This is a genomic window from Comamonas thiooxydans (assembly GCF_002157685.2).
Classification (GTDB): Bacteria; Pseudomonadota; Gammaproteobacteria; order Burkholderiales; family Burkholderiaceae_C; genus Comamonas; species Comamonas testosteroni_H.
The window spans coordinates 2007177-2033198 of the sequence record NZ_AP026738.1; the positions used below are offsets into that span (position 1 = coordinate 2007177).

Genomic DNA, 26022 nt, shown 5'->3' on the forward strand with positions numbered 1-26022 from the left:
TTCATTCTGGCTTTCACAGGGACCGGGTGCAGAACGAGGGTAAGCCGCTTGCGCGTTCTGTTGGAGGCCTAAGCCTAGATCGTTTCCAGCTGCTGCATCAGATGCTGGCGCATCAGCTCGGCCATTTGTGAGGCTGGCTTTGCATCCACATGCCAGCGGCCGTAGCGGGTAAGGATCTCGAAGCCTCGCCGCATGTCCGGCACATGGTGGCTCAGCGCATAGCCAATCAACTGCGCTTCGTGGCAGGCCATCTGGGCCTGCGGCACGGTTGCCGGCAGCAATGAAGCTGCAACCGCCTCGCCTTCTGCGCGCTGATCGAAAATGTCTTGGCACATGACTCAAAGCTCCAGGCAGGGCCTGCTTGCCAGGCCCTGGCGTAGGTGTTGAATAGCGCATGTTTCAGCTGCACTGGTCGGTTCGCCGCGGTCGCTGATGCTTTGACAGCGTCAAGCCTGAAACATGCCGGAGCCAGGCAAAGGCAGAGAATGTCAGGCTCTACAACAGACATTCCTAGAGTGACTGTTGTAGAGGCTGACATGACCTGTTGCCGCCATGACGCCGACTGTCGATCGGGCAACGCAGCGATCTGGTTTGCTGCATGCGCACAAGGCGATCGAATGCCTTGACTCTCAAGTCAGGCGTGCGCCCGGGCGCAGGGATGTAGCTGCTTCATGTCAAAATCCATCGATTGGTGTGAATAGGTGCAGCAGCTCTGTGCAAAGGGCTGCTGCTGTTTGCCGCTGGTGCAGCGTCGTGAGGCGGCACCAGCTTGGCTTGGGTATGACAATAGTACGCAAATGCGTATATTTGTCAATATTAAGTTACGCATATGGGTATTGGTTCGCGTTTGCGTGAGGAACGAGAACGCCTTGGCTTGAATCAGGAAGGGTTTGGCCAACTCGGCGGTGTGCGCAAGCAGGCGCAACTGCTCTATGAAAAAGACGAACGAAAGCCGGATAGCGAGTACCTTGCTGCGGTTGCCGCTGCAGGTGTTGATGTGCTGTTTGTGTTGACCGGCCAGCGCCAGTCAGGTCTGCCCGCGGGGGATGCCAGCGAACAGCTTCTGCTGGAGAACTTTCGACGCTGCTCCTTGGCCGCCAGACAGAATCTCTTGCAGTCCTCTATTTTGTTGGCAACGGGTTTGCCAGATGAGGCATCGTCAGTGGTCGCGTCTCCGACCCGCAGCCGGCAGCCAAGACTTTGACACAGGGCGTGTGCAGCCTCGCAAGTGGCCTGGCCGGTTTGACCCAGAGCAGCCAGACTCATGGTAGCAATTCGACAGCCGGATAGGCAGCCAGGTGGAGTTGCTGGCAGCTTGCATGGTATGAGCGCCGAAGCCAGACCGAGCTATTGGTAAGCAAAAGTAGCAAGAATGCCGTGACCTGGTTGCTGCGGAGTCGGTACTCGCATCTGCAGCAGCATCGGCGGACTGAATGATTGCCTGGAACAGCAGCGCCGCAGCTTGGCGAGGAAGCCGGTTGATGCATGTCAGCCGGCTTCTTTGCGTTCTGATTTTTTGTACGTTTTCATCGGCGCAGTGCCATGGCGGTGATAGGCTGATGCATTGCGCGCAAGGGTTTGCGCGGTCTGTCAAACCACAGTTTTTGCCGCGCTGAAAGCACAGTTTCAGCAAAGTGCGGACGAGGTTTTCCGAGGGTAGTCTCGCACTCGCCCTTGGTGCGTAAGCGCCTCGAACTATCAGGATATTGCGTCGATTCGGGACGGGAGACATTGGTGTCGCGTGTATTAGCAACGGAAGCGGAAGTTTTGGCGCTGTCGCCGGATGCTGCGTCATCCAAGGCGGCCAAGGGACTGCAGTCCCTGAGCAAATGGCCGAACACAGGCAGCAATGATGCTGCGGTCTGGGGGGAATGCCAGGGCAGCGGCAGCAAGCCGTACCAGACTCAGGTCGATCTGAGCGGGCCGGCCTTCAAGTGCTCCTGCCCCAGCCGCAAGTTCCCCTGCAAGCACGGGCTGGCGTTGATGCTGCTGCGCGCAGGCGGCCAGGTGCCGGAGGGCGGCGAGCCCCCGGAATGGGTCAGCAACTGGCTGGGTGGTCGTCTGCAAAAAGCCGAGCAGAAAGAGGCCAAGGCGGCCGCCATTGCCGCTGCGCCGGTTGCGGATCAGGAGGCTCTGGCCAGACAGCAGGCCAAGCGCGAGGACAAACGCTGGGACAAGGTTGCTGGCGGCATGCAGGAGCTGTCGCTATGGATGCAGGACATGGTGCGCACCGGCCTGGCCAATCAGGCCGGCGACAGCCAGGCGCGCCAGCACTGGAACACCATGGCGGCACGCATGGTGGATGCCCAGGCCACGGGCATGGCCGCGCGTATCAGGGAGGCCTGGGAGCTGGTGGACAGCCATCCGACCTGGCCGCGTGACCTGCTGGTGCAACTCGGCCATTGGCAGCTGCTGGTGGACGCGGTGCAGCGCCGTGATTCGCTGAGCCCCGAGGTGAAGGCCGACGTCATGGCTGCCCTGGGCTGGCCCATGGACAAGGCCGAAGTACAGGCCCGTGGCGAGACCATCAGCGACGACTGGCGGGTGCTGGGCCAGCGCCTGATCGAGCGCGAGGGTCGCCTGCTGGAGCGCCGCGTCTGGCTGCAGGGCCTCAATACCGGCCGCGCGGCCCTGATGCTGGACTATGCCCAGGGCGGGCGCGGCTTCGAGACGGCCTGGGTGAGCGGCGGTGCTTATCGCACAGCCTTGAGCTTTTATCCGGGCAGGGCGAGCCTTCGGGCGGTCGCCGTCAATGGGGCTGAAGCACTCGACCACTGCGATGCCGCAGCCCTGACGCTCAAGGCTCTGGGCGAACCGTTGCAGCAGCTGGGCGAGCGCATTGCCGCCAATGCGCTGCAGCCGGTGCAGCCGCTGTGGTGTGCGAATGCCCAGTTGCTGTATGCCGAAGGGCAATGGCTGGTGGGCTGGCCCACAGGGCAGAGCCAGGCGGTGCCGGTGCCTGCGGTGATTGCCGATGACGAAGCCTGGCGGCTGCTGGCGCTGAGCGGCGGCACACCTCTGGCCCTGTTTGGCGAGTGGGAGTCCGGGCCGCAACTGGGGCGCTGGCGCTTGCTCAGTGCCTGGCAGCAGGATGCTCACAGCCAGGCCTTGTCCCCCATCTGGCAGAACCAAGGAGAGATGCGATGAGCAGCGCCAATTTATGGGCTGCGCTGCAGCAGTCAAGTCTGGTCGGCTCGGACAGGCTGGCCGTGCCTGCGGTGTTGACCGCGCAGGTCGATGCCGCAGCCAGTCCCGGTTTGCAAGCCATGCAAGCTGCCTGGCTGCAGCCGGCTGCATCAACGGCTGCACAGCTGCTCAGAGCCAGCGCCGTCGCCGCCGTCCTGGAGCGGGCGGGCTGGCAACCCGGCGCGCAGGTTCGGCTCGGCGCACCTTTGAGCTCTCCGGCACTGCCTGCCGACGAGTCTCGCCGCGGGCCCGAGGATGAACGCCTGCAGGGCATGATGCGTGATGTGCTGCAGCATGGGCCCGAGAGCATGCTGGCTCCCATGTTCCATGCCCTCGATCAGGCCGGACAGCGCTTGCCTTATGCGCTCCTTGTCGATGCTTTGAACGAAGGCCGCCGTTCGGTGGAGTTGCGTACCTGGCTGACGCCGGTGCTGGGCGAGCGAGGACGCTGGCTGGCCGGGCTCAACCCGCAGTGGAGCTATGCCAGCGGCGTGCAGGAGACGGCCAATGCCGAGCTGATCTGGCAGGAGGGCTCCATCGAGCAGCGCGTGGCGCTGCTGCACAGCGAGCGTGAGACCGATGCCGACCAGGCGCGCGCCAGACTGGAAGCCAGCTTGAAGGAACTCAATGCCAAGGAGCGTGCACCCATGGTGCCGGCCCTGGGCGTGGGGCTGTCCATGGCGGACGAGCCGCTTCTGGAAAAGCTGCTGACCGATCGCAGCAAGGAGGTGCGCGAGAACGCGGCCCGTCTGCTGTCGCGTCTGCCGCAAAGCGCGCACAGCCTGCGCATCACGGGCTGGCTGCAGTCCATGCTGAGCCGCAATGCCAAGGGGGAATGGCAGATCGAGCCGCCCGAGGAGGGCAGCAAGGACTGGGAGCGCGACGGCATTGCGCTGCAGCCGCCGGCCTACATCAAGGGCGTGAAAGCCTGGTGGCTGCAGCAGATGGTAGAGCTTGCGCCCATCGATTTCTGGCTGCAGACCCTGGAGATGACGCCCGAGCAGCTCTGGGACTGGAGCCGCCGCAGCGACTGGAAGACCGCTTTGCGCCAGGGCTGGCTGGCGGCACTGCGCGATCAGCCCGATGTGCGCTGGATTGCGCTGCTGCAGACCATGGAGCGCGATTCACGGGCCCAGGCGTTGCTGTCGGCCCTGCTGGACCGGCTGAGCCAGCAGGAGCGCGAGGCGCTGTGGCAGACCCAGCTGCAGCAGGCCAAGGGCAGCCTAGTGGACCGCATCAACACCATCGAGAGCAGCATGCCGGTGGTTGGCGTGTTTTCTCAATCCATGTCTGAGCCCTTGATGGACGCACTGGACAAGGCGCTGGGCGGCAAGCAGGCCACAGGCAGCTGGCATAGCTGGCAGGCCGATCAGGCCGTGCTGGCCTGCGCGCGCCGCCTGCATCCGGCCGTTCTGCCGCGCTTTGTGCGGCTCTGGCGTCAGCTTCCACAGGCTGAGGAGCTTGCCGTGCCGCAGCAGCCCGAGGCAGCAGCGCCGTCGGGGCTGGCCGGGCTCTGGAAAAAGCTGGTATCCAAGGTGGCCGATGCGGCCGAAGAGGTCGCCGCAGTGGCTGAGGAAAGCACCCTGACGCCCGAGCAGCAGGCGCGGCTGGAGCGCGCCCGTCTTCGCCCCTGGGATGACGAGCGCGTGCTCCAGCAACTCAACCGTATCGTCGATCTGCGCCTGGCCCTGCATGCCGCACTGAGCGCCTAAGCCTTCGAATTTTTCTGCATTCAACCCGAAAGTCATCATGAGCCAAGTACTACGTCAGCACGCCGAGGCGCAATTTGCCGAAGAACTCGATGCCCTGAAGAAGGTGGACGACCGTCCGCGCCCGCCCAACTGGAAGCTCTCGCCCTGGGCCGTGCTCCAGTACCTGATGGGTGGCAAGCTCAGCAACGGGTTCGAGCTCAGCCCCAAGTACATCGGCAATCCGCGTTTGATGGAGATTGCCGTGTCCACGCTGGCCACCGACCGTGCCTTGCTGCTGTACGGCGTGCCCGGCACGGCCAAGTCCTGGGTGTCCGAGCATCTGTCTGCGGCCGTGAGCGGCGATTCGACCATGCTGATCCAGGGCACGGCCGGCACCAGCGAGGAGCAACTGCGCTATGGCTGGAACTATGCCCAGTTGCTGGCCCACGGCCCGTCCGAGAAAGCGCTGATTCCCAGCCCGCTGGTCAACGCCATGAAGCTGGGCAAGATCGCGCGCATCGAGGAGCTCACACGTATTCCCGCCGATGTGCAGGACACGCTGATCACCGTGCTGTCCGAAAAGACGCTGCCCGTGCCAGAGCTGTCCATGGAGTTCCAGGCCGTGCAGGGCTTTTCGGTCATTGCCACGGCCAATAACCGCGACAAGGGCGTCAACGAGCTGTCGAGCGCCCTCAAGCGCCGCTTCAACACCGTGGTGCTGCCTGTGCCCGCCTCGCAGGACGAGGAGGTGCAGATCGTCACCAAGCGCGTGGCCGAGCAGGGGCGGGCGCTGCAGCTGCCAACCGAGCCGCCTGCGCTGCAGGAAGTGCGCCGTGTGGTGCAGATCTTCCGTGAGTTGCGCCAAGGCCAGACCGAGGACGGCAAGACCGTGCGCGTGAAGTCGCCCAGCTCCACGCTGTCCACGGCAGAGGCCATTTCGGTCATCAACAGCGGCATGGCGCTGGCCGGCCATTTCGGCGATGGCGTGCTGCGCGCGGCCGACGTGGCCTCGGGCCTGCTGGGAGCCGTGATCAAGGACCCGGTGCAGGATACGGTGGTGTGGAAGGAATATCTGGAAACCGTGGTCAAGGAACGCAGTGACTGGAAGGATCTGTACCGCGCCTGCCGCGAGCAGATCTGACGTGCTTCTCAGGACTTTCCCATTCTTTTCTCATGTGACTGCTGATCGAGCCCATGGCCACTTCCGCTGACAACGTCCATTTCTTCGGCATACGCCATCACGGCCCGGGCTGTGCTCGCAGTCTGCTGCAGGCGCTTGAGGCCTTGCAGCCCGATTGCCTGCTGGTGGAAGGTCCGCCCGAGGGTGAGGCGCTGCTGCCCATGCTGCAAAGTGCCGAGCTGCGCCCGCCCGTGGCCATGCTGGTCTATATGCAGGACGAGCCCAGCCAGGCCGCGTTCTATCCGTTTGCCGAGTTTTCACCCGAATGGCAGGCATTGCAGTGGGCCAGTCGCCAGGGTGTTGCCACCCGCTTCATCGACCTGCCCCAGACCCATGGCATGGCCATCGAGTTCGCACGACGCGAAGCGCTGAAGAAGGCGGCACAGGAAGCCGAGGAGGCGGTGCTGTCGGCAGCTGTCCCGGACTCCGAGGAGGCTGCCGCAGAAGCACCGGATGTCGCGGAGGCCGCGACGCTTGCCGATATGCAGGACGGCGACGAGCATGAGCTGCAACTGGACCTCCCGGCATCGGCTCCTCAACACCTGTACCGCGATCCGCTGGACTGGCTGGCCCATGCCGCAGGCTTTGACGATGGCGAGAGCTGGTGGAACCGTCTGGTCGAGGAGCGCGGCGACAGCGAAGCGCTGTTTGAAAGCATTGGCGAGGTGATGACTGCGGCGCGCGAAGAACTGTCCAAGGACGGCGAACATTGGCGCGGCGAGGAATACATGAAGCGCGAAGCACTGCGCGAAGCCCATATGCGCCAGTGCATTCGCGAGGCGAGCAAGGCCGGTCACCAGCGCATTGCCGTGGTCTGCGGTGCCTGGCATGTGCCGGCGCTCAAGGCCAGCGTGACGGCCAAGGCCGACAGCGCCCTGCTCAAGGGCTTGCCCAAGGCCAAGGTGCTGGCGACCTGGGCTCCCTGGACTTATCGCAACCTGGCCAGCAGCAGCGGCTATGGCGCGGGCGTGACTTCGCCGGGCTGGTACCAGCATTTGTGGCAGTGCTATCAGCCGCCTCCGGATTTGGAGTCATATCAGCCTCAAATGCTTGATGGTAAAGCGCAAGCAGCTATCAAAAACGTGGTTTCTCCGGCCACGCTGCGCACGGCGGGCTGGCTGACACGCGTAGCCCATCTGCTGCGCGACAAGGATCTGGACTGCTCCAGCGCTCACATCATCGAGGCCACGCGGCTGTCCGAGGGCCTGGCGGCGCTGCGCGGTCAGCCCATGCCCGGCCTGGAAGAAATCAACGAAGCCATCGTCACCGTGATCTGCATGGGCGAGGACGCACCGCTCAGGTTGATCGATGAGGAACTGACCGTCGGTCATGTGCTGGGCCAGGTGCCCGCCGATGTTCCCCAGGTGCCGCTGCAGCGCGATATCGAGCAGCAACAGAAGTCGCTGCGCCTCAAGCCCGAAGCGGCAAGCAAGCTGCTGGCGCTGGATTTGCGCAAGGACACGGATCTGGCGCGCAGCCATTTTCTGCACCGTCTGCGCCTGCTGGGCATCGACTGGGGCGTGCGCGCCACCGATGCCCAACGCAATCGAGGCACTTTCCGCGAAAGCTGGCAGGTGCAGTGGGAGCCCGAGCTGGCGGTGCGCATCATCGAGGCCAGCGTGCACGGCGCCACCGTGGCCCAGGCCACCACGGCCAAGCTGCGCTCCAGCCTGACGCCCGAGACCTCGCTGCCCGAAATAGCGCAGGCCATCGACGATGCGCTGCTGGCCGATTTGCCGCAGCTGGTCGAGGCACTGATCGCCACGCTGGCCCAGCGTGCAGCCACCACGGGCGATGTGGCCCAGCTGCTGCAGGCCTTGCCGCCGCTGGCCAATGTCTATCGCTATGGCAGTGTGCGCCAGACGGATACCGCCTTGCTGGCCGGCGTGATCGATTCGCTGGTGCTGCGCGCCGCCATCGGTCTGCCTGTTGCCTGCATGGCCATGGATGAGGATGCTGCGGCTGCCATGAAGACCAAGGTGCTGGCGGCGCACGAGGCCCTGCGGCTGCGCACCAGCGACGGCGAGGCGCAGCAGGCGGTGGATGCCTGGCGCCTGGCGCTGCGCAGCCTGGCCATGGGGGATGCCGCAGCGGCGTTGCTGCGCGGCATGGCCTGCCGTTTGCTGCTGGACGAGCAGTTGCTGGAAAGCGCTGAAATCGTGCGTCAGTTCAACCGCAATCTTTCGCTGGGTGCGGCTCCCATGGATGTGGCGGCCTGGCTGGACGGTTTCCTGAACCGGCAGGCGCTGGTGCTGCTGCATGACGAATCCATCTGGGGGGCTGTCGATGCCTGGCTCAGCGGTCTGGGCGAGGTGCAGTTTGCACAGATTCTGCCGCTGGTGCGGCGCAGCTTCTCGAGCTTCAGCAATCACGAGCGGCAAAGCCTGGGCGACAAGGTCAGGCGAACGCCTGTGGGAGGCGCAGCGGCATCCGATCCTGCTGTGGGCGCTGCGGACGATGCCGCGCCCTGGGATGAGTCGCGTGCCTTGCTGGCCTTGCCCGTGCTCAATGAGTTGCTGGGCTTGAATCTGCCTCAGGCGCTGATGGGACAAGCCCAGGCAGCTACCGATTTTGATGCGGCCGCGGCCAAGGTGTGACGATGAAGCAAACAGCAAATTTGGCGACCGAGCCGCAACAGGAGTCCGAAGAGCTGCAGCCCACCACGCGGCTGCAGCGCTGGCGCATGGTGCTGGGCAGCCCCGCTGATGCCAGTTGCGGCGGTGTGACGGGCCGCTTGCAGGAGATGGACCAGGCGCTGGCCGCCTTGTATGAGGAAGACAGCAAGCTGGCATCGCGCAAGGGCGGGCGCGGCAACTCTTCGCCTTCGGTCTCGCGCTGGCTGGGCGATATCCGCAAGTACTTTCCGAGCCAGGTCGTGCAGGTCATGCAGCGCGATGCCATGGAGCGTCTGAATCTGCGCGAGTTGCTGCTGCAGCCCGAAATGCTGGAGAACGTGCAGCCCGATGTACATCTGGTGGCGGACCTGATTTCACTGGGCTCGGTGATCCCGCAGAACACCAAGGCCACGGCGCGGCTGGTGGTGCGCAAGGTGGTTGACGAGCTGATGAAGAAACTCGAGGAGCCCATGCGCAGTGCCGTGGCAGGTGCACTGGACCGCAGCCAGCGCAACCGACGTCCGCGCCATGCCGAGATCGACTGGAATCGCACCATACGCGCCAACCTGCGCCATTGGCAGCCCGAGTACAAGACCATTGTTCCAGAGACGCTGATTGGCTATGGGCGCAAGGCGCGCCGCCCACAGCGCGAGGTGATCCTGTGCATTGACCAGAGCGGCTCCATGGCCAACTCGGTGGTCTATTCCAGCATCTTCGGTGCGGTGATGGCCAGCCTGCCGGCCGTGGCCACCAAGCTGGTGGTGTTCGATACGGCCGTGGTCGATCTGACGGAGAAACTCGACGACCCCGTCGATGTGCTGTTTGGCGTGCAACTGGGCGGCGGCACCGATATCAATGGTGCGGTTGGCTATTGCCAGGGGCTGATCAGCGAGCCGCGCAACAGCATCCTGGTGCTGATCTCCGACCTTTACGAAGGCGGTGTGGAGTCGGGCCTGCTGCGCCGCGCCAACGAACTGGTGGAAGCAGGCGTGCAGTTCATCACGCTGCTGGCGCTCAGCGACGAGGGTGCGCCGGCCTATGACGCGGAACTGGCGGCCAAGCTGGCAGCACTGGGCGTGCCCTCGTTTGCCTGCACCCCCGACGCCTTTCCGCAGCTCATGGCCGCTGCCATCCGCCGCGACGATGTGGCCGCCTGGGCCGCGACGCAGGGCTTCAAGACCAGCAAATAGGAAGATTGCCCGAAGAAGACTGCTTGTTGAGGCTCAGTCCGGCAGAGCGACGCCGAGCTTGGCCAGCCTGGCGGCCATCACATCGCGGCGGCGCGCGGCCTTGGCAGCGGTTTCGCTGACCGTTGCAATGGTCTTGGGGCCTTTGCCCGCTGCGGCCTTGACCAGCTCCGCCTTCTTGGCGGCCTCTGCGGCAAGTTTGCGGTAGCTGGCAATCAGTTCGGCATGGGCGATGGCTTGAGTCACAGGGTTTCCGTTCGATGAGGGCGCTCATTGTCGCTGCAAAGCCAGTGCCGTGCCGAGCGCGCAGCTGATTGGCAATTTCCTGTCGCAATCGTGGCACGGTTTGCAGGCATGATGGCGATTTTGCAAACCACCAGGAGAAGCGATGGCAGGTGCCGGCCTTTTGATGTTGCTAGACGATATTGCTAGCTTGCTGGACGACGTGGCCTTGATGACCAAGACCGCGGCAGGCAAGAGTACGGCGATTCTCGATGACGTGGCCACACAGACCAAGGTGGCGGTGCAGAAGACGGCCGGCGTGCTGGGCGACGATCTGGCACTCAATGCCGAGCAGGTCACGGGAGTGAAGGCCAACCGGGAGCTGCCCGTGGTCTGGGCTGTGGCCAAGGGCTCGCTGCTGAACAAGGCCATCCTGGTGCCGGCTGCGCTGTTGATCAGCGCCTTTGTGCCCTGGTTGATCACGCCTTTGCTGATGGTGGGGGGCGCTTTTCTGTGCTTTGAAGGCGTGGAAAAGATCCTTGAGCTGTTTCACAGGCACCAAAAGCATGATGCGCATGACGCCGTGGTGGATGCCGAGGAGGCGGCCCATCAAGGTGTTGCGCCTTCATCGGTGCGTGCCGCGCGTGAAAAGCAGATGGACCCGATGGAGTACGAAAAGCAGAAGGTCAAGGGGGCCGTGCGCACGGACTTTATCCTGTCGGCCGAAATCATGGCGATTGCGCTGGGTACGGTGTCCGCCAAACCCATCTGGGAGCAGGCCTCGGTGCTGATCGCTGTAGCTCTGGCCATCACCGTGTTCGTCTATGGATTGGTGGCCGGCATTGTGCGCATGGATGATGTGGGCGGCTGGCTGATGGCCAAGAGCAGCAGCGCTGCCAAGGCCATGGGCCGTGGTCTGATTGCTTTTACCCCGTGGCTGATGCGCGGGCTGTCCATCGTGGGCACGGCTGCCATGTTCATGGTGGGCGGTAGCTTGCTGGTGCACGGCATAGAGCCGGTCGAACATTGGATAGAGCAGGTGATTGTGCCCACGGGCGGTATTGTTGCAGCGCTGGGACCGGTATTGGTGCATGTGCTGGTTGGGGCCGTCATTGGCGGTGCGGTTGTGGTGTGCGTGGCGTTGTGGCACAAGCTGCGACCAGCCAGGGTGGCTCATCCGAATTGACGACTACCATCACTGCTGACGCAGATTTTTGCGCTTCATCAGTATCCTGGGCGGACGTGGCCGATGGGCAACGTCCGCTTTTTTCTTTGCGGTGTTGGTGTGGGGGTTGACCTGGGACAAACCCGTGTGGCAGGGGCTTTGTTTCAATGGATGCCAAGGGATGCAAAGCATTGCACTCACCCAATTCTTCAAGGAAAGAACCCATGAAAAAGACTCTGATCGCGATTGCTGCTGTTGCCAGCGCCCTGACGGCCGGTTCCGCTTTTGCCCAATCTTCGTTTGACGGCTCCAGCCCTTGGCAGGTTCGCGTGCGCGCTCTGCATCTGGACAGCGACAACGGTGGCGCTGCCGGAGACGCAGGTGTGAGCATCAACAACAAGTGGATGCCCGAGCTGGACGTGTCCTACTTCTTCACGCCCAACATCGCGGCAGAGCTGGTGCTGACCTATCCTCAAAAGCATGATGTGCGCCTGAATGGCGGCAAGATCGGTTCGCTCAAGCATCTGCCCCCCACCTTGCTGGCGCAGTACCACTTCACCAACTTCGGGGCCTTCAAGCCTTATGTGGGGGCAGGCGTGAACTACACACGCTTCTCGAACGTGGACATCCTGGATGGTGCCGTGACCGTGAAGAAGAACAGCTTTGGCGGTGCGCTGCAGGTTGGCTTCGACTATGCGCTGGACAAGAACTGGTCACTGAACTTCGACATCAAGAAGGTGTATCTGGGTACCAAGGTCACAGGTGCAGGCGTTTTTGAAAATACCAAGTTCAAGGTTGACCCATGGCTGGTGGGTGTGGGCGTGGGCTATCGCTTCTGATAGCTTCACGGCAAAGAGTGCTCTCATCTGCGGCCTTCTTCCCGCAGGTGAGTCACGCACCGCAGGCTCTGCGGTGCATCGGAGTCAGCAGGTCGGCATGGCCTGATGATTTCGGAGGCTAGGGTGTATGTTTAGATCGGTATTCCGCCTGCGCGGGGTACCGATTTTTTTTGCTGAATTCTTTGACCAGTATTGACTTTGTCAGCATTGCTGCATGCGCATGCAGTAAAAGAATCGCTGGCTTCAGTCCTACTTCTGCCGATTGCCGGCCGCGCTAGGCTGAGGGTCTAAAGCAGGCTTGGCAGTGATGGCGCGGGCAATGGCTGCAGCGCGCGATCAGCTCATCAGGAGGATCAGCATGCGCGCGACACCGGACAGGCAGGCAGCACCGATAGAGTTTGCATCACGCGCAGGGCGTATTCCATTGCCTCTGGCGTCCTCGTTGAGACCTCCACCGCTTCAGGGCGAGAGTTGCACCTTCATGGACGCGTATACCCCCCCGACGCATCTGCGCTATGAACTGGCGCAGGGGCTGATGCAGCGGCAGGCGCAGATTTCTCCCAAGTTCCTGTATGACGCGCATGGCTGCGCCCTGTTTGAGCAGATAACCGAGCTGCCCGAGTACTACCCCACAAGAACCGAGGCTGCCATCATGGCCCGCTACGACCTGGAGATCGCCCAGGCCATGGCGGGTTGCCAGGTGTTGATAGAGCTGGGAGCGGGCAATTGCGAAAAAGTGCGACGCCTGTGCCGCAGCGTGGGGCCGCAGCAGTTTCTGGGAGTGGATATTGCGGTCGAGTTTCTGCAGGCCGCTGTGGCCAGGCTGGAGCATGACTTCCCGCGGCTTACGGCTCGTGCAGTTGCGGCGGATTTCACGGGGGACTGGCATTTGCCGTCAGGCGTGCCACAGACGCGGCGTGAGCTGTTCTATCCTGGCTCCTCGATCGGCAACTTCGATACGCGGCAGGCTTTGCATATGCTCAGACATATGCATTCACTTCTGGGTGGCGACGGCGGGCTGCTGATTGGCATTGATCTGCCCAAGCCGGTACCGGTTCTGATAGCCGCCTATGACGATGAGCAGGGCGTCACAGCCGAATTCAATCTCAATGTGCTCAATCATGTGAACCGTCTGCTTGGCAGCGATTTCAATCTTCAGGACTGGGCGCATGAGGCGCGCTTCGACAGCCGGACATCACGGATAGAGATGCATTTGCGCGCCCGTCGCCCCGTCATGGTGTGCTGGCCTCAGGGCCTGCGCTATTTTGCTCAGGGCGAGACGATCCATACGGAGAACAGCTACAAATACCCGCTGTCCGACTTTCTCTCCATGCTGGCTTGCGCGGGATTTGCCGAACCCAGGGTCTGGACCGATGAGCAGCAATGGTTTGCCGTCATTCATGCCCATGCCTGAAACCATGGCGCGGTCATTTTCCATGGCACCTGCTGCCAGGGACTGGATAGTGCTGGCGCAGCAGTTCGAGCGGGTGAGGGCCTGCACACAAAAGCTGGCTGCACCCTTGTCTGCAGAAGACGCCTGCGTGCAATCCATGCCGGACGCCAGTCCTGCCAAATGGCATCTGGCCCATACCAGCTGGTTCTTCGAAACCTTTGTACTGGCCGTGCATCAGCAAGGGCATCAGGTTTTCGATGCCAGCTATCGGATGCTGTTCAACTCGTACTACCAGCAGGTGGGGGCACGCCATCCGCGAGCCCAACGGGGTTTGCTGACCAGACCTGCTCTGACGCAGGTCATGGCCTATCGCGCTGCGGTGGATGAGCAGATGCTGGCGCTGATGGCGGCCATGAAAGAGAGAGCGCTGGCGACGCAGCAGGCGGTGGCCCAACTCATTACATTGGGTATGCAGCACGAGCAGCAGCATCAGGAGTTGATGCTCACCGATATCAAGCATTTGCTCTCTTGTCACCCGCTCTGGCCTGCTTATGCGTCAGATGGGGTCGCAGAGGAGAATTCCGTGCAGGCCTATGCCGATCTCACATGGCTGCCACTTGAGGCGGGCATCTACAGCATAGGTCATGGCGGCGGCAGCTTTGCGTTTGACAATGAAATGCCCAGGCACAGCGTCTATGTGCAAGCTGCGCAGATTGCATCGAGGCCCGTGAACAATGGCGAGTTTCTGCGCTTTGTGCTGGATGGCGGCTACAGTCAGCCTCAATGGTGGCTGGCCGAAGGCTGGGACTGGTGCCAGGCCCAGCAACTGGGCCACCCCTGGTACTGGAGGCAAGCTGAAGATGGTGCGGGAGATACGGGCTGGCAGGAGTTCAGCCTGTATGGCGTGACGGCTCTGCATGCGCTCAGGCCTGCCTGCCATATCTCCTATTTCGAGGCTGATGCCTATGCGCGCTGGGACGGCGCGCGCCTGCCGACGGAGATGGAGTGGGAGGTGGCAATGGGTGCGCATGACTGGCCTGTGTCCTCGTCAGTGGGTCATGCCAGCCTGCATCCTGAAGTCTCAGGCGCTCATCATGGGGTGGCAACAGGCCAGGTCTGGGAGTGGACGCATTCGTCCTATGCCGCCTACCCGGGCTTTCGCGTGGCCGAGGGTGCCGTGGGTGAGTACAACGGGAAATTCATGGTCAACCAGTATGTGCTGCGCGGAGGCTCCTGCCTCACGCCTGCCGGCCATGCGCGGCTGACCTATCGCAACTTCTTTCCGGCAACGGCTCGCTGGCAGATGACGGGGCTGCGCCTGGCGCGCGATGTCTGAAGTCGCGCGCCGGAGTCCCAGTCCGCTTCAGACCTGTTCCAACGCCTGGGTCAGGTCGGCCAGCAGATCGTCAATATGTTCGATGCCCACGGACAGGCGCACCATGCCTTCGGTGACGCCGGCCTTGGCCAGCTCGTCGGCGTCCAACTGGCGATGCGTGGTGGAGGCAGGGTGGGTGGCCAGCGACTTGGCATCGCCGATATTGACCAGGCGCGTGAACAGCTGCAAGGCGTCCAGGAAGCGTGCTCCGGCGGCACGGCCTTCGCTGCCCCTGAGGCTGAACGACAGAATGCCCGATGCACGGCCTCCAGACTGTTTTTGCACGATGGCATGGTCGGGGTGGTCTTTCAGGCCTGCATAGCGCACCCATTCCACCTTGGGGTGTTTTTGCAGCGTTTCTGCAATCTTCTGTGTGTTTTCGCAGATGCGGTCCATGCGCAGGGCCAGGGTTTCGATGCCTTGCAGAATCTGGAAGGCGTTCTGCGGCGAGATGGCAGCGCCCATGTTGCGCAGCGGCACGACGCGGGCGCGGCCAATGAATGCGGCGGGGCCAAGGGCCTCGGTATAGACAACGCCGTGGTAGCTGACGTCGGGTTCGTTCAGGCGCTTGAAGCGGGCCTTGTGCTCCGTCCAGGGGAACTTGCCGCTGTCCACGATCGCCCCGCCCACGCTGGTGCCGTGGCCGCCCAGGTATTTGGTCAGCGAATGCACGACGATGTCGGCGCCATGCTCGAACGGGCGCAGCAGATAGGGAGAGGGAACGGTGTTGTCGACGATCAGCGGCACGCCGTGCCGGTGGGCCACATCGGCCAGAGCGCGGATATCGGTCACATTGCCCAATGGGTTGCCGATGGACTCGATGAATACCGCCTTGGTCTTGGCGTCGATCAGCTTGCCGAAGCTGGCTGGGTCGCGTGGATCGGCAAAGCGCACCTCGATGCCTTGCTGCGGGAAGGTGTGGGCAAACAGGTTGTAGGTGCCGCCGTAGAGTGTGCTGGCCGACACGATGTTGTCACCCGTTTCGGCCAGGGTCTGGATGGCGGCGGTGATGGCAGCCATGCCTGATGCCACGGCCAGTGCGGCAATGCCGCCTTCGAGCGCCGCGACGCGCTTTTCCAGCACGTCGGTGGTGGGATTCATGATGCGCGTGTAGATATTGCCCGGGACCTTCAGATCAAACAGATCGGCGCCATGCTGGGCGCTGTCAAACGCGTAGGCCACCGTCTGGTAGATGGGTACGGCCACGGCCTTGGTGGTGGGGTCGGGGGAATAGCCGGCATGTACGGCGAGTGTCTCTATGCGCATGTGTGTGTCTCTTTGGCAAGTTATTCGAACGCCACAGCCCGGGCTTTGGCGTCATTGATTATGGGCAGGACGCTGACTCAGGAGAACGACCTAATGGCTATGTGCTTATGCCAGAGTGAAAGCGAGCGCTGTATCGGAATATTGGAGATACTTCTCGCCGGAGAATGGAAGACGTTGAATTCACAGTTTCCTGCGCGGAGAACCTCAATTGGGCCAGCCTGCAGATTTGTACTTTGCCTTGATCGCGCCGGCTTGCGTGGTGTTGTTCGGGTTTGCCTTGTTGGCTTGCTGGTATGTGCAGCGCCGACAGCCGCGTGCGCTGTTTTTGCTCTGGCTGGTGGGCGGTTATGTGCTGCTCGCGACGGCTCTGGCTGCGCAAAGCCTGATGAGCAATGCGCAGCTGAGCCAGTTTGCAATCGCCACGGCATGTCTGTATCTGCTGGGGACCTGGTCGCTGGCGCAAGGGGTATCCCTGAGGCTGGGGGCTGCCGGGGCGAGTGTGCCCTGCGGCATTCTGGTCGCCGTCGTCGCTCTGTCCGTGCTGTTCTATTTTTCCCGGATCGAGAATGATTTGTGGGTCCGCGTGCAGTGCCTGGCTCTGGCCATGGCCTTTCAGCTGACCCTAGCCATGCCGGCGTTTCTCAAGGCCGATTCGTCAAAGGACTGGCTGGAGCGTGGCGTGCGCTGGGCCTATGGGCTCAACGTCTGCTATGCCTTGTTCAGGCCGGCAGCCGTCAGTCTGTTGCCCGTTCACGAAGTGCAGGAGCTGACCCGGTCCGGATACTGGCTGCTCACCCAGGCCATAGCACTTCTGTTTGCGATGTGGTTTGCCGTAGGACTGCTGGCCTGCTCGGTCAGGGATGTGTTGACGACATTGCGCGAAGAGCGCAACCGGGACTCTTTGACGCGCCTGCTCAATCGCCGCGCCTTCATGGAGGCCGCAGAGTCGCGCTTGGCCGATCAGCGGCTGATGCCCTGGGCCGTGGTTGCCGTGGACATCGATCATTTCAAATACATCAACGACAACTGGGGCCATGCGGCCGGCGATCAGGTGCTACAGCAACTGGCACAGTTGCTGACTCAGCAGGTCAGAGACTGCGATCTGGTTGCCCGCTTCGGCGGAGAGGAGTTTGTCTTGCTGCTCTCCCGAGTGCAGCTGTTCGAAGCGCAAGCCATTGTGGAGCGTGTGCGTGAGCGCTTGCAAAGCCAGATGCTCGGAGGATTGGCTGAGCAACTCAGGGTAACAGCCAGTTTTGGCATTGCTGCACTCAGTTCCGCACAGGATTTCGAGCAGGCACTGGCTCGGGCCGATGCGCTGCTATACCAGGCCAAGAAGGCAGGGCGGGACTGTGTCATGAGCTCTGCGCAGGACGAGAGCGAGCTGCAATGGAGAATGATTGCCTGAATCCCGTTGTCGGGGGCCGAGTCTATGGTGCTTTGACGATTGGCTTCTTTTCGCGATTTGAGGGCTGAACATTCACGACCTCGGACTCCTGGGGCCGCGTCGGGGAAGGACGGGTTGTGTGCTTTCCCAGGCGGGCAGGTGGGCATAGATCACGACCGGAGCATGGGCGTCATTGGCGGCATAACGCCGCTGGGCCGGGCTGAGTTCCGTGGCAGCCCAGTTGGAGGTGGTGGTGCGCTTGGACTTGCGAAAGCTCTGCTGGAGTACCAGCGCCGCGGCGGCGCGCACACCCACTGATGGGCCGTAGCCGAGCCGCTTGAAGCGGCTGTCCAGATCCTGAATATTGATCAGCGGCGCCCCCAGCCTGCGGGGCAGGGAGTGTTTATCGTTATCGAGCCCGAAGCCGACCTTGCAGATATGTTCTGCAGCCAGCACCATGCGCGACACTTCCAGAGCCATGGGCCTGTGCAGTTGCAGCAGCCAGACCTGACTGGCCGTGGCAAGCTGCACCAGATGAGGGCCGCTGTCTTGCTGGCCAATATTGAAGATGGGTTTGCTTTCAGTGTCAAAGCCGAGCACGGGCTCGGCATTCATGGCCTTGAAGGCGGCTTCAAATTCGGTTTCGGACTGCGGTATGTGGATTGCATGCTCGGGCAATTCCAGAAACGGAGGGAGCAGGGCACTTTCGTCCTTGCTGGGTGCAATCAATCGGGGCATGCCGGTGATTACACACCAGCTTCGTGCTTATCCCCAGAACATGTGGTCTGGCCTGTGGGTAAATATCGGAATAAATGCGCAAAGCCTTGACTGGCAAGGCTTTGCATGTGGCGCCTAAAAAATAGGCAATCGATTCAGCGACGCTGAAACACGGGTTTGTGCTTTTGCAAGAAGGCAGTCACGCCTTCGAGGCTGTTGCCGGAGAGGGCGCAGGCCAGCATGGCTTCACGCTCGGCACCCAGTTGCTGCTGAAGGTCCTGCCGATGTGCCGAGTCACAGAGGTTTTTGATGCCCGCCAGGGAGTTGGTGGGGCCGCCGGCAAGCTCCTCGGCCAGTGCGGTTGCCGCAGTGAGCAGCTGTTCGGGCTCGTGCAGCTCGTCGACCAGGCCCATGCGCAGACAGTCCTCGGCCGCGATGGCGCGGTTGCTCATCAGAATGTATTTGGCCTTGGCAGCACCGGCACGGCGGGTGAGATAGGCCGATACACCCAGATCCGGGCTCAGACCGATGGCCGAATAGCCACCGCGCAAGAACATGTGACGGCTGGCCAGTACCAGGTCCGCACACAGTGCGAGCCCGATGCCGCCGCCTCCGACAGGGCCTTGCACGGCACTGATGACTGGCAGCGGCAGGCTGGCCAGCTGATGCATGACCGGATTGAGCACATCCAGCATGGCGTCGATCAGCGGTGCCAGTCGCTCGCGATGTTCGCCAAACTCGCTGATGTCTCCCCCGACGCAGAATTGCTTACCGCTTGCGGAAATGAGCAGGGCACCGATATCCGCGTTGCAGGCCCGCTCTACCACCGTCTTCAGGTTGTGAGCCATGTCCGTGCTGATCACGTTGCCCCGCTCGGGCTGGTTCAGAACCATATGACCTACGCCGTTGCGAACTTTCCAGAGAACCAAATCAGACATCAGGCGATCTTTCTTTCATGATGGGCCCAGAAAGGGGCCCGCAAGCTGGTCTTGAGGATCTTGCCTGCACCGGATAGCGGCATGGCCTCGACAAAGGAAACATCACGGGGACATTTGTAGCCGGCGATGCGCTCCTTGCAGAAGTGGATCAGTTCCTGGGCTTCCAGGCTCTGTCCGGGCTTAAGCACGATGAAGACATGGACCTGCTCACCCCAGTGCTCATGGGGAATGCCTATGACAGCGCATGAGGCCACGGCAGGGTGGGTGGCAATGATGCTTTCCACCTCGACGCTGTAGACGTTCTCGCCACCTGTGACGATCATGTCCTTGATGCGGTCCACCACAAAGACATAGCCTTCGTCGTCCATGCGACCGCCGTCACCCGTATGCATCCAGCCATCGCGGATGGCAGCTTCGGTTTCGGCGGGCTTGTTCCAGTAGCCCAACATCACGCCGGGACCTCGAACCACGATTTCACCTACCTCGCCTCGCGGCACTTCCCGCCCCTCGGGATCGACGATACGCACCTCGGTGCAGGCCGTGGCGCGTCCGGCGCTGCGGTGACGGCCCCTGGCCCGGCCTGGTTCGCGGTGCATCTCGGGGGAAAGAATGGTGGCAATAGGGGATACCTCCGTCATACCATAGGCCTGCAAAAAGCTCACATCGGGGATGGTCCGCATGGCGCGGTCCAGCAGACCCTCGGAAATGGGAGATGCACCATAAGTCATCTGACGCAGCGAACTCAGATCGTATTTGTGCACATCGGGATGGTCCACCAGCATCTGAATCATGGTGGGCACCAGCAGCGTATCGGTCACACCGGTGCTGGCGATGGCCTGCAGCACCGCGATGGGGTCGAAGCGCGGCACCATGACATGGCAGCCGCCTGCGGCAAACAGGGCATTCATGAACGCACCGTCAGCCAGATGGAACATGGGGGCTGCGTGCAGACCGATGCTGCCTGCGCGCACGATCTGTGACGACACACCCGAAATGGCATTGGTATAGAGATTGCGGTGGCAGAGCATGACCCCTTTGGGGGAACCCGTGGTGCCGCCGGTATAGAAGACGCCGGCCAGGTCGTCGCCGCTGCGCATGGCGTCTTCAACCGGGCTGCTGTCTGCCACCAGTGCTTCGTAGGAAAGCATGTTCTGCGGGGCGGGACCATCGCCCAGATGGATCAGCGTCTGCAGAGAGCGGGACAGCTTGAGTATCTCGGGCATCAACGGCACGAAGCTGTCATCCACCAGCAGGAGGCGGGTGTCGCAATCATCGAGGGAGTAGGCGATCTCGTTGGCGCTCCAGCGGATATTGATGGGGTTGACGGCCACGCCTGCCCAGTAGCAGGCCATGTAGTACTCCAGATACCAGTCTGAGTTGAGGCTCAGAATCCCGACCCGGTCCCCGGCCTGGGCGCCCAGCGCCTGCAGCGCACCAGCGAAGCGGGCGACCCGCTCCCCCAGCTGCGCAAAACTGCGTTTGCGACCGTTGTAGATGCTGGCTGTGGCATGGGGCGTCTGCTGCATGGCGCGACGCAAGCTTTGCGTGAGATACATGGGTGGCCTTTCTTGAAACAGAGAAAGCGATCAATGCGAGGCTATTGGGCGAAAAGGCGTCTGGCGATCAGGTCCTTCATGATTTCATTGGCGCCGCCGTAGATCTTCTGGATCCGGGCATCGGTGTACAGGCGCGCGATGGGGTATTCCTCCATATAGCCGTAGCCGCCGAACAGCTGCAGGCATTCATCCATCACCTTGCACTGCTGCTCGCTGCACCACCACTTGGCCATGTAGGCGGCCTCGTTATCCAGAGTGCCGTCGAGCAGGCGCTGTATGCAGTCGTTGACAAAGCTGCGCACCACATGGGCCGTGGTGGCGCATTCGGCCAGCTTGAAGCGCGTGTTCTGGAAGTCTGCAATCGTCTGGCCGAATGCCTTGCGTTGCTGGGTGTAGTCCACGGTCAGTGCAACAGCCATCTCGATGGCTGCAGCGGCGCTGACCCCCAGTAGCATGCGTTCATAGGGCAGTTGGCTCATCAGCTGCTTGAAGCCTTGCCCCTCGGTGCCTCCCAGCAAGTGGCTGGCGGGTATGCGCAGGTCTTCAAAGAACAGCTCGGCGGTGTCCGAAATATGCTGGCCGATCTTGCCTAGCCTGCGGCCCACGCGAAAGCCGGGCAGGTTCTCCGTCTCCAGCACCACCAGCGATACGCCGCCGCTTCCGGCATCTCCGGTGCGCACGGCCACCACCAGCAAATTGGCCGTGTAGCCATTGGTGATGAAGGTCTTGGAGCCATTGATGACGTAGTGCTCGCCATCGCGCTGGGCCCGTGTGCGCATGGCCTTGAGGTCGGAGCCCACGCTGGGTTCGGTCATGGCAATTCCGGCCAGCAACTCGCCACTGCAAAGCCTGGGCAGCCAGCGCTGCTTCTGTTCCTCCGTCCCGTAGGCCAGCAGATAGTGCGAGGCGATGGTGTGCACGCTGGTGATGGCATGTACCTCGGCCTTGGTCAGCTCTTCCTGCACTACCAGCTGGTAAGCCAGATTGCCGCCACCGCCGCCCCATTGCTCGTCCATCTCGGGCAGCAGAAAGCCATATGCGCCAAAGCCGCGCCAGATCTCGCGCGGCACGTAACCTTGAGCGCGCCAGGCGGGTACATAGGGTGCCAGTTCGCGCTCTATGTAGCGGCGTACCTGCTCTCTGAAAGCATCGATATCTGCATTCATCCAGGCATGTTGAAAGGGTTTGGGCAGCAGCATGTTCAGACCCCTGTCAGGCCGCCGGTACACATCAAGGTCTGGCCGCTGATGTAGTCCGACTCAGGTTGGCAAAAGAGGTAGACCGCACCCGCCGCTTCGTCGGGCGTGCCGGCGCGACCCAGGGGAATCGTCTGTTCCATGGCTGCCATCAGACCGGGGTTCACGCCTACCTTGATGTCGCGGCCTTCGATGTGGGCCGTCTCGCCATTGGCGGCGGAGTTGGTCAGCCTGGTCTTGATGAGCCCGAATGCCACGCAGTTCACATTGACGTTCATGCGTCCCCACTCTTTGGCCAGCGTCATGGTCATGCCCGTGATGCCGGCCTTGGCCACGGAGTAGTTGGTCTGGCCCGCATTGCCGAACAGGCCAGCCACCGAGGAAATATTGACCACCTTGCGCATGACGCGCTGGCCAGCTTCCAGCTCGGTTTTGGATAAGGTCCTGATAACAGGCTGGGCCGCACGCAGTATGCGAAACGGCGCCGTCAGATGGCAGTCGAGAATGGCGTACCACTGCTCATCGCTCATCTTCTGGATGACGTTGTCCCAGGTGTAGCCGGCGTTGTTGACGATGATGTCCAGTCCCTGGTATTGCTGGACGGCGGCGCCGACAAAGCGCTCGGCAAAGTCGGTGTGGGTGACATTGCCCACGCAGGCAATGGCCTCGCCGCCCATCTCGCGTATCAAGGCCAGGGTCTCATTGGCGGGTTCCGTATCGAGGTCGTTGATGACCAGGCGTGCGCCTTCGCCGGCCAGCTTGAGGGCGATGCTGCGGCCTATGCCGCGGCCCGATCCTGAAACCAGGGCCACTTTGCCGTCGAGTTTTCTTGTCATTGCTGTCTCCTTGGGCGAATCAATACGTTCTCAGGGCAGGCTGATCCAGGCATCGCCCGCGATCTTGGTCTGGCCATGCTGGTTGGTGCTTTGCACCTCGACGCGGACGCTGCGGTCCGCATCGCGTTTTTCCATAACGCGGCCCGTGCATGAGATCGCATTGGCCAGATGGGTAATGCCCTGAAAGCGCACGTCGAAGTGGCGCAGCCTGGACTGTGGCGCCCAGTTCGTCAGCAGCCGCCCCAGCCAGGCCATGCCCAGCATGCCGTGGGCAAACACATCGGGCACGCCGGCCTTGCGCGCAAAGTCGGTGTCGATATGAATCGGGTTGTGGTCGCCAGAGGCTCCGGCAAACAAGGCCAGCGTGGTGCGGCTGATCGGGGGAAGGTCGAGGGCCGGCAGTGCATCTCCAACCTGGACCTTCTCGTAGCGAGGGGTGTTCATTGCCAGCCCTTTCTAGTTGCGAACGACGATGACGGAGCGCATCTCGGCCACCAATTCGTTGTTCTGATTGACGGCGCGCGATGACTTCACGACAAACTCCAGTGCACCGTTCTTCTTGCTGTAGATGTCATCGATCCTGGACTGCACTGTGATACGGTCTCCGGCGCAGGCGCTTCGGTGATAGCAAAAGCTTTGCTCGCCGTGCAGGATCTTGGCGATCGGGATGTTCAGGGTTTGCAGGAGCAGGTCGGACGCACCGCTGTCCATCTCCGCCGCAAACAAAAAGGTGGGGGGCGCAGGTAGGTCTGGGTAGCCCGCTGCGTGGGCGGCTTCCAGGTCGGTATAGACGGCGCTGTTTTCGCCGATGGCCTTGGCAAAGAAACGAAGGCGGCTACGATCCAGGCTGAGTTCGGAAGAGGGCAGGGCATGCCCTATCCATTGGGTGTCAATCATTGGCCGCTCCTTCAAACGCGCTCGTAGAGGGTGACCACACAGGCGCCACCGAGGCCGAGGTTGTGCTGCAGCGCCAGGCGGGCATTGGCAACCTGGCGCTGATCGGCCCGGCCGCGCAGCTGTTGCACCAATTCTGTGCACTGGGCAAGACCGGTGGCGCCCAGCGGGTGTCCCTTGGATAGCAGACCGCCCGACGGATTGGTCACAAACTTGCCGCCGTAGGTGTTGTCGCCGTCGCAGACAAATTTTTCCGCACCGCCCACAGGGCACAGGCCCAGGGCCTCGTAGGTCAGCAATTCGTTTTGTGCAAAGCAGTCGTGCAGCTCCACTACATCAACGTCCTGGGGACTGATGCCGGCCTGTTCGTAGACCTGACGCGCAGCGTCCTGAGCCATGCTGAAGCCCACCACTTCGCGCATATCGTGGGCCTCGAAGGTCTTGAGGCTGTCCGTGGTCATGGACTGGGCGCGGATGCGCACGCTGTGGTCCAGGCCATGCTTGAGCGCATAGGCTTCGGACACCAGCAGGGCCGCCGCCGCACCGCAGGTCGGTGGGCAGGCCATGAGCCGGGTCATGACGCCCGGCCACATCACGGGAGAGGCCATGACCTCCTCCTCTGACACCTCGGTGCGGAACAGGGCCAGGGGATTGCGCGCTGCATGGCGGCTGGCCTTGGCGCGGATCTTGGCAAAGGTGGAAAGCTGCGTGCCGTACTGGTCCATATGCGCCTTGCCTGCTCCGCCGAAGTAGCGCAGGGCCAGTGGCACGCCGTTGTCGCCGACCAGGGCATCGGTTTCCGCTTCGAATCGGTCAAAAGGGCTGGGCCGGTCGCTAAAGACCGAGCCCAGTGCGCCAGGGGTCATCTGCTCGAACCCCAGGGCCAGCACACAGTCGGCAGCACCGCTGGCCACGGCTTGACGTGCCAGGAACAGTGCGGTGGAGCCGGTGGAACAGTTGTTGTTGACATTGATGATGGGAATGCCGGACATGCCCACCTCATACAGCGCTCTCTGACCAGCGGTGGAGTCACCGTAGACATAGCCTGCATAGGCTTGCTGCACTGCGTCATACGCGAGGCCTGCATCTGCCAGCGCCAGGGACGTGGCACTGGAGCCCATCTGGAAGTAGGGATCACTCTTTCCGGGTTTGGCAAATGGAATCATGCCTACGCCGGCAACAAACACATCGCGACTCATTGGGGCTCCTTGGGAAAGTGGCAAACAGGTGTCGAGCAATGAGAGCCATCGTAGGAATTACCGATGCGCAAACCCATTGCCGAGCGCATCTTTCGTATGTCAAAAGACCTCAAGGTGATCTGTTCATGGCTGCTGCTTCCATCGTTCCTTTCACGATCTCCATGGCGCTGGTGCGGGGTATTGCTGCCGGGGTAAGAAGACACGGGCATGACTGCGAGGAGCTGCTGCTGCGTGCCGGCATAGCCCCTCTGCTGCTGGCGCAGGATGGCGCCAGAGTCACGGCAGACCAGTATGTGGCGCTGATGTGGCGAGTGGTGGAGATGCTGGGGGATGAGGCCATGTGCCAGTTCTCCAGACCGCTCAAGCGCGGCAGTCTGGAGCTGATTGCGCGTCAGGCCCTGTCCGGGCACGGGATGGAGATAGCGTTGCAGCGCATGTGCCAGGCCCATGTGCTGCTGCAGGATCAGGTGGATGTGCAACTGGTGCGTGATGGAGCGCTGGCGGGCATTGTGCTGCGCCCGGTGGGATATGAGCCCTTGCCCAATTTCCTCTATGAGTTTTCCCTGCGCGTGCTGTGGCGGCTTACTGCCTGGCTGATGGGCGGTACGCTCAAGGTGCAGCACTTTGACTTTGCCTTCGGGCAGCCTGATTACGCCAACGACTATGGCGATACCTTTCCGGCGCCTTTGCATTTCGGTTTGCCGTTTTCGGCATTCTGGTTTGATGCGCGCAAGCTCGCCCGCGTCTGCAGTCGCGACGAGCAGGCGTTGCAGACCTTTGTGGCCAGCTGGCCGGCGGCGGCCATCATGCCGCCGCGTACCGGAGAAGGTGTGGATGCCCGCGTGCATTCTCATTTGCTGCAGTCGCGTCCGCGATGGGCGGGGCTGGAAGCCACGGCTGCCGAGCTGAACATGTCGGCCCCCACGCTGCAGCGCAAGCTGGCTGCTGCGGGCACCTCCTTTCAAGCCATCAAGGATGAGCTTCGCCGGGACATAGCGGTCTCCCGACTGGGAACCAGCAAAGTCAGTTTTACAGAGCTGGCGGCAGACCTGGGGTTTGCCGACGCAGCGGCGTTTCAGCGTGCATTCAAGGGTTGGACGGGCAGCTCGCCCGGCCTTTACCGTGCCAGGCCGGTCGAGAGCTGATTGCTTGAAAACCCTTGCGTACAAGCCCTAGTTATTTT

At 62.2% G+C, this 26022-nt stretch carries 23 protein-coding genes; 12 read left to right on the forward strand and 11 right to left on the reverse strand.

Features of this window, described 5'->3' with window-relative positions; translation table 11 throughout:
- Positions 1-74 precede the first annotated feature (74 nt).
- Positions 75-335 carry a hypothetical protein gene (locus tag CTR2_RS09245; RefSeq protein ID WP_087084323.1) on the reverse strand — a complete coding sequence of 87 codons (261 nt, stop codon included), beginning with the start codon at positions 333-335 and terminating at the stop codon, positions 75-77.
- A gap of 494 nt (positions 336-829) precedes the next feature.
- Here CTR2_RS09245 and CTR2_RS09250 point away from each other — a divergent pair, with 494 nt between their 5' ends.
- The 6 genes from CTR2_RS09250 (at position 830) to CTR2_RS09275 (ending at position 9862) form a co-directional block, all read left to right on the forward strand.
- Positions 830-1204, forward strand: coding sequence for a helix-turn-helix domain-containing protein (locus tag CTR2_RS09250; RefSeq protein WP_087084322.1), 375 nt, complete (start codon positions 830-832; stop codon positions 1202-1204).
- Positions 1205-1767: 563 nt separating this feature from the next.
- Complete coding sequence (locus tag CTR2_RS09255) at positions 1768-3147, forward strand: SWIM zinc finger family protein (RefSeq protein ID WP_087084321.1); 1380 nt, start codon at positions 1768-1770, stop codon at positions 3145-3147.
- A complete protein-coding gene (locus CTR2_RS09260) occupies positions 3144-4898 on the forward strand; it encodes a DUF5691 domain-containing protein (RefSeq protein WP_087084320.1) in 1755 nt (584 codons plus the stop codon). The genes CTR2_RS09255 and CTR2_RS09260 overlap by 4 nt, the downstream gene beginning before the upstream one ends.
- 37 nt (positions 4899-4935) lie before the next feature.
- Positions 4936-6018, forward strand: coding sequence for an ATP-binding protein (locus CTR2_RS09265; RefSeq protein ID WP_087084319.1), 1083 nt, complete (start codon positions 4936-4938; stop codon positions 6016-6018).
- A 53-nt stretch (positions 6019-6071) separates the two neighbouring features.
- The gene (locus CTR2_RS09270) at positions 6072-8654 is read left to right on the forward strand and encodes a DUF5682 family protein (protein ID WP_087084318.1); all 2583 of its coding nucleotides are present in this window, start codon (positions 6072-6074) and stop codon (positions 8652-8654) included.
- 2 nt (positions 8655-8656) lie between these two features.
- Positions 8657-9862 carry a VWA domain-containing protein gene (locus tag CTR2_RS09275; RefSeq protein ID WP_003056497.1) on the forward strand — a complete coding sequence of 402 codons (1206 nt, stop codon included), beginning with the start codon at positions 8657-8659 and terminating at the stop codon, positions 9860-9862.
- Between the two features lie 33 nt (positions 9863-9895).
- On the opposite strand, the gene CTR2_RS09280 is transcribed toward CTR2_RS09275, so the two are convergent.
- Positions 9896-10105 carry a hypothetical protein gene (locus tag CTR2_RS09280; protein WP_087084317.1) on the reverse strand — a complete coding sequence of 70 codons (210 nt, stop codon included), beginning with the start codon at positions 10103-10105 and terminating at the stop codon, positions 9896-9898.
- Between the two features lie 142 nt (positions 10106-10247).
- Here CTR2_RS09280 and CTR2_RS09285 point away from each other — a divergent pair, with 142 nt between their 5' ends.
- The 4 genes from CTR2_RS09285 (at position 10248) to egtB (ending at position 14814) form a co-directional block, all read left to right on the forward strand.
- Positions 10248-11267 (forward strand): DUF808 domain-containing protein, encoded by a 1020-nt coding sequence (locus CTR2_RS09285; protein ID WP_087084316.1) that lies wholly within the window; start codon positions 10248-10250, stop codon positions 11265-11267.
- A 203-nt stretch (positions 11268-11470) separates the two neighbouring features.
- Entirely contained in the window at positions 11471-12085 is a 615-nt protein-coding gene (locus CTR2_RS09290) for an OmpW/AlkL family protein (RefSeq protein ID WP_087084315.1), read from the forward strand.
- A gap of 481 nt (positions 12086-12566) precedes the next feature.
- The gene (gene egtD, locus CTR2_RS09295; RefSeq protein WP_087084314.1) at positions 12567-13499 is read left to right on the forward strand and encodes an L-histidine N(alpha)-methyltransferase; all 933 of its coding nucleotides are present in this window, start codon (positions 12567-12569) and stop codon (positions 13497-13499) included.
- Positions 13486-14814, forward strand: coding sequence for an ergothioneine biosynthesis protein EgtB (gene egtB, locus CTR2_RS09300; protein WP_087084313.1), 1329 nt, complete (start codon positions 13486-13488; stop codon positions 14812-14814). The genes egtD and egtB overlap by 14 nt, the downstream gene beginning before the upstream one ends.
- Before the next feature lie 27 nt (positions 14815-14841).
- Here egtB and CTR2_RS09305 read toward each other — a convergent pair whose 3' ends face one another.
- Complete coding sequence (locus CTR2_RS09305) at positions 14842-16119, reverse strand: O-acetylhomoserine aminocarboxypropyltransferase/cysteine synthase family protein (RefSeq protein ID WP_087084312.1); 1278 nt, start codon at positions 16117-16119, stop codon at positions 14842-14844.
- A 208-nt stretch (positions 16120-16327) separates the two neighbouring features.
- On the opposite strand from CTR2_RS09305, the gene CTR2_RS09310 reads away from it, so the two are divergent.
- Positions 16328-17524: a GGDEF domain-containing protein gene (locus CTR2_RS09310; protein ID WP_087084311.1), complete on the forward strand. Its 1197-nt coding sequence runs from the start codon at positions 16328-16330 to the stop codon at positions 17522-17524.
- Between the two features lie 72 nt (positions 17525-17596).
- Here CTR2_RS09310 and CTR2_RS09315 read toward each other — a convergent pair whose 3' ends face one another.
- From CTR2_RS09315 to CTR2_RS09350, 8 genes are all read right to left on the reverse strand, one after another.
- A complete protein-coding gene (locus CTR2_RS09315) occupies positions 17597-18241 on the reverse strand; it encodes a 3'-5' exonuclease (RefSeq protein WP_176391685.1) in 645 nt (214 codons plus the stop codon).
- A gap of 134 nt (positions 18242-18375) precedes the next feature.
- Positions 18376-19158 carry an enoyl-CoA hydratase/isomerase family protein gene (locus CTR2_RS09320; protein WP_087084309.1) on the reverse strand — a complete coding sequence of 261 codons (783 nt, stop codon included), beginning with the start codon at positions 19156-19158 and terminating at the stop codon, positions 18376-18378.
- Positions 19158-20714: an acyl-CoA synthetase gene (locus CTR2_RS09325; RefSeq protein WP_087084308.1), complete on the reverse strand. Its 1557-nt coding sequence runs from the start codon at positions 20712-20714 to the stop codon at positions 19158-19160. The genes CTR2_RS09320 and CTR2_RS09325 overlap by 1 nt, the downstream gene beginning before the upstream one ends.
- Before the next feature lie 41 nt (positions 20715-20755).
- The gene (locus CTR2_RS09330; protein WP_087084307.1) at positions 20756-21913 is read right to left on the reverse strand and encodes an acyl-CoA dehydrogenase family protein; all 1158 of its coding nucleotides are present in this window, start codon (positions 21911-21913) and stop codon (positions 20756-20758) included.
- 2 nt (positions 21914-21915) lie between these two features.
- Positions 21916-22746, reverse strand: coding sequence for an SDR family NAD(P)-dependent oxidoreductase (locus CTR2_RS09335; protein ID WP_087084306.1), 831 nt, complete (start codon positions 22744-22746; stop codon positions 21916-21918).
- Positions 22747-22776: 30 nt separating this feature from the next.
- Positions 22777-23190 (reverse strand): MaoC family dehydratase, encoded by a 414-nt coding sequence (locus tag CTR2_RS09340; protein ID WP_087084305.1) that lies wholly within the window; start codon positions 23188-23190, stop codon positions 22777-22779.
- Between the two features lie 12 nt (positions 23191-23202).
- Positions 23203-23643, reverse strand: a complete 441-nt coding sequence (locus tag CTR2_RS09345) for a MaoC family dehydratase N-terminal domain-containing protein (RefSeq protein WP_087084304.1) — start codon at positions 23641-23643, stop codon at positions 23203-23205.
- Between the two features lie 11 nt (positions 23644-23654).
- Positions 23655-24839, reverse strand: coding sequence for a lipid-transfer protein (locus CTR2_RS09350; protein ID WP_087084303.1), 1185 nt, complete (start codon positions 24837-24839; stop codon positions 23655-23657).
- Positions 24840-24964: 125 nt separating this feature from the next.
- Here CTR2_RS09350 and CTR2_RS09355 point away from each other — a divergent pair, with 125 nt between their 5' ends.
- Entirely contained in the window at positions 24965-25984 is a 1020-nt protein-coding gene (locus tag CTR2_RS09355; protein ID WP_087084302.1) for an AraC family transcriptional regulator, read from the forward strand.
- The last annotated feature ends 38 nt before the right edge of the window (positions 25985-26022 follow it).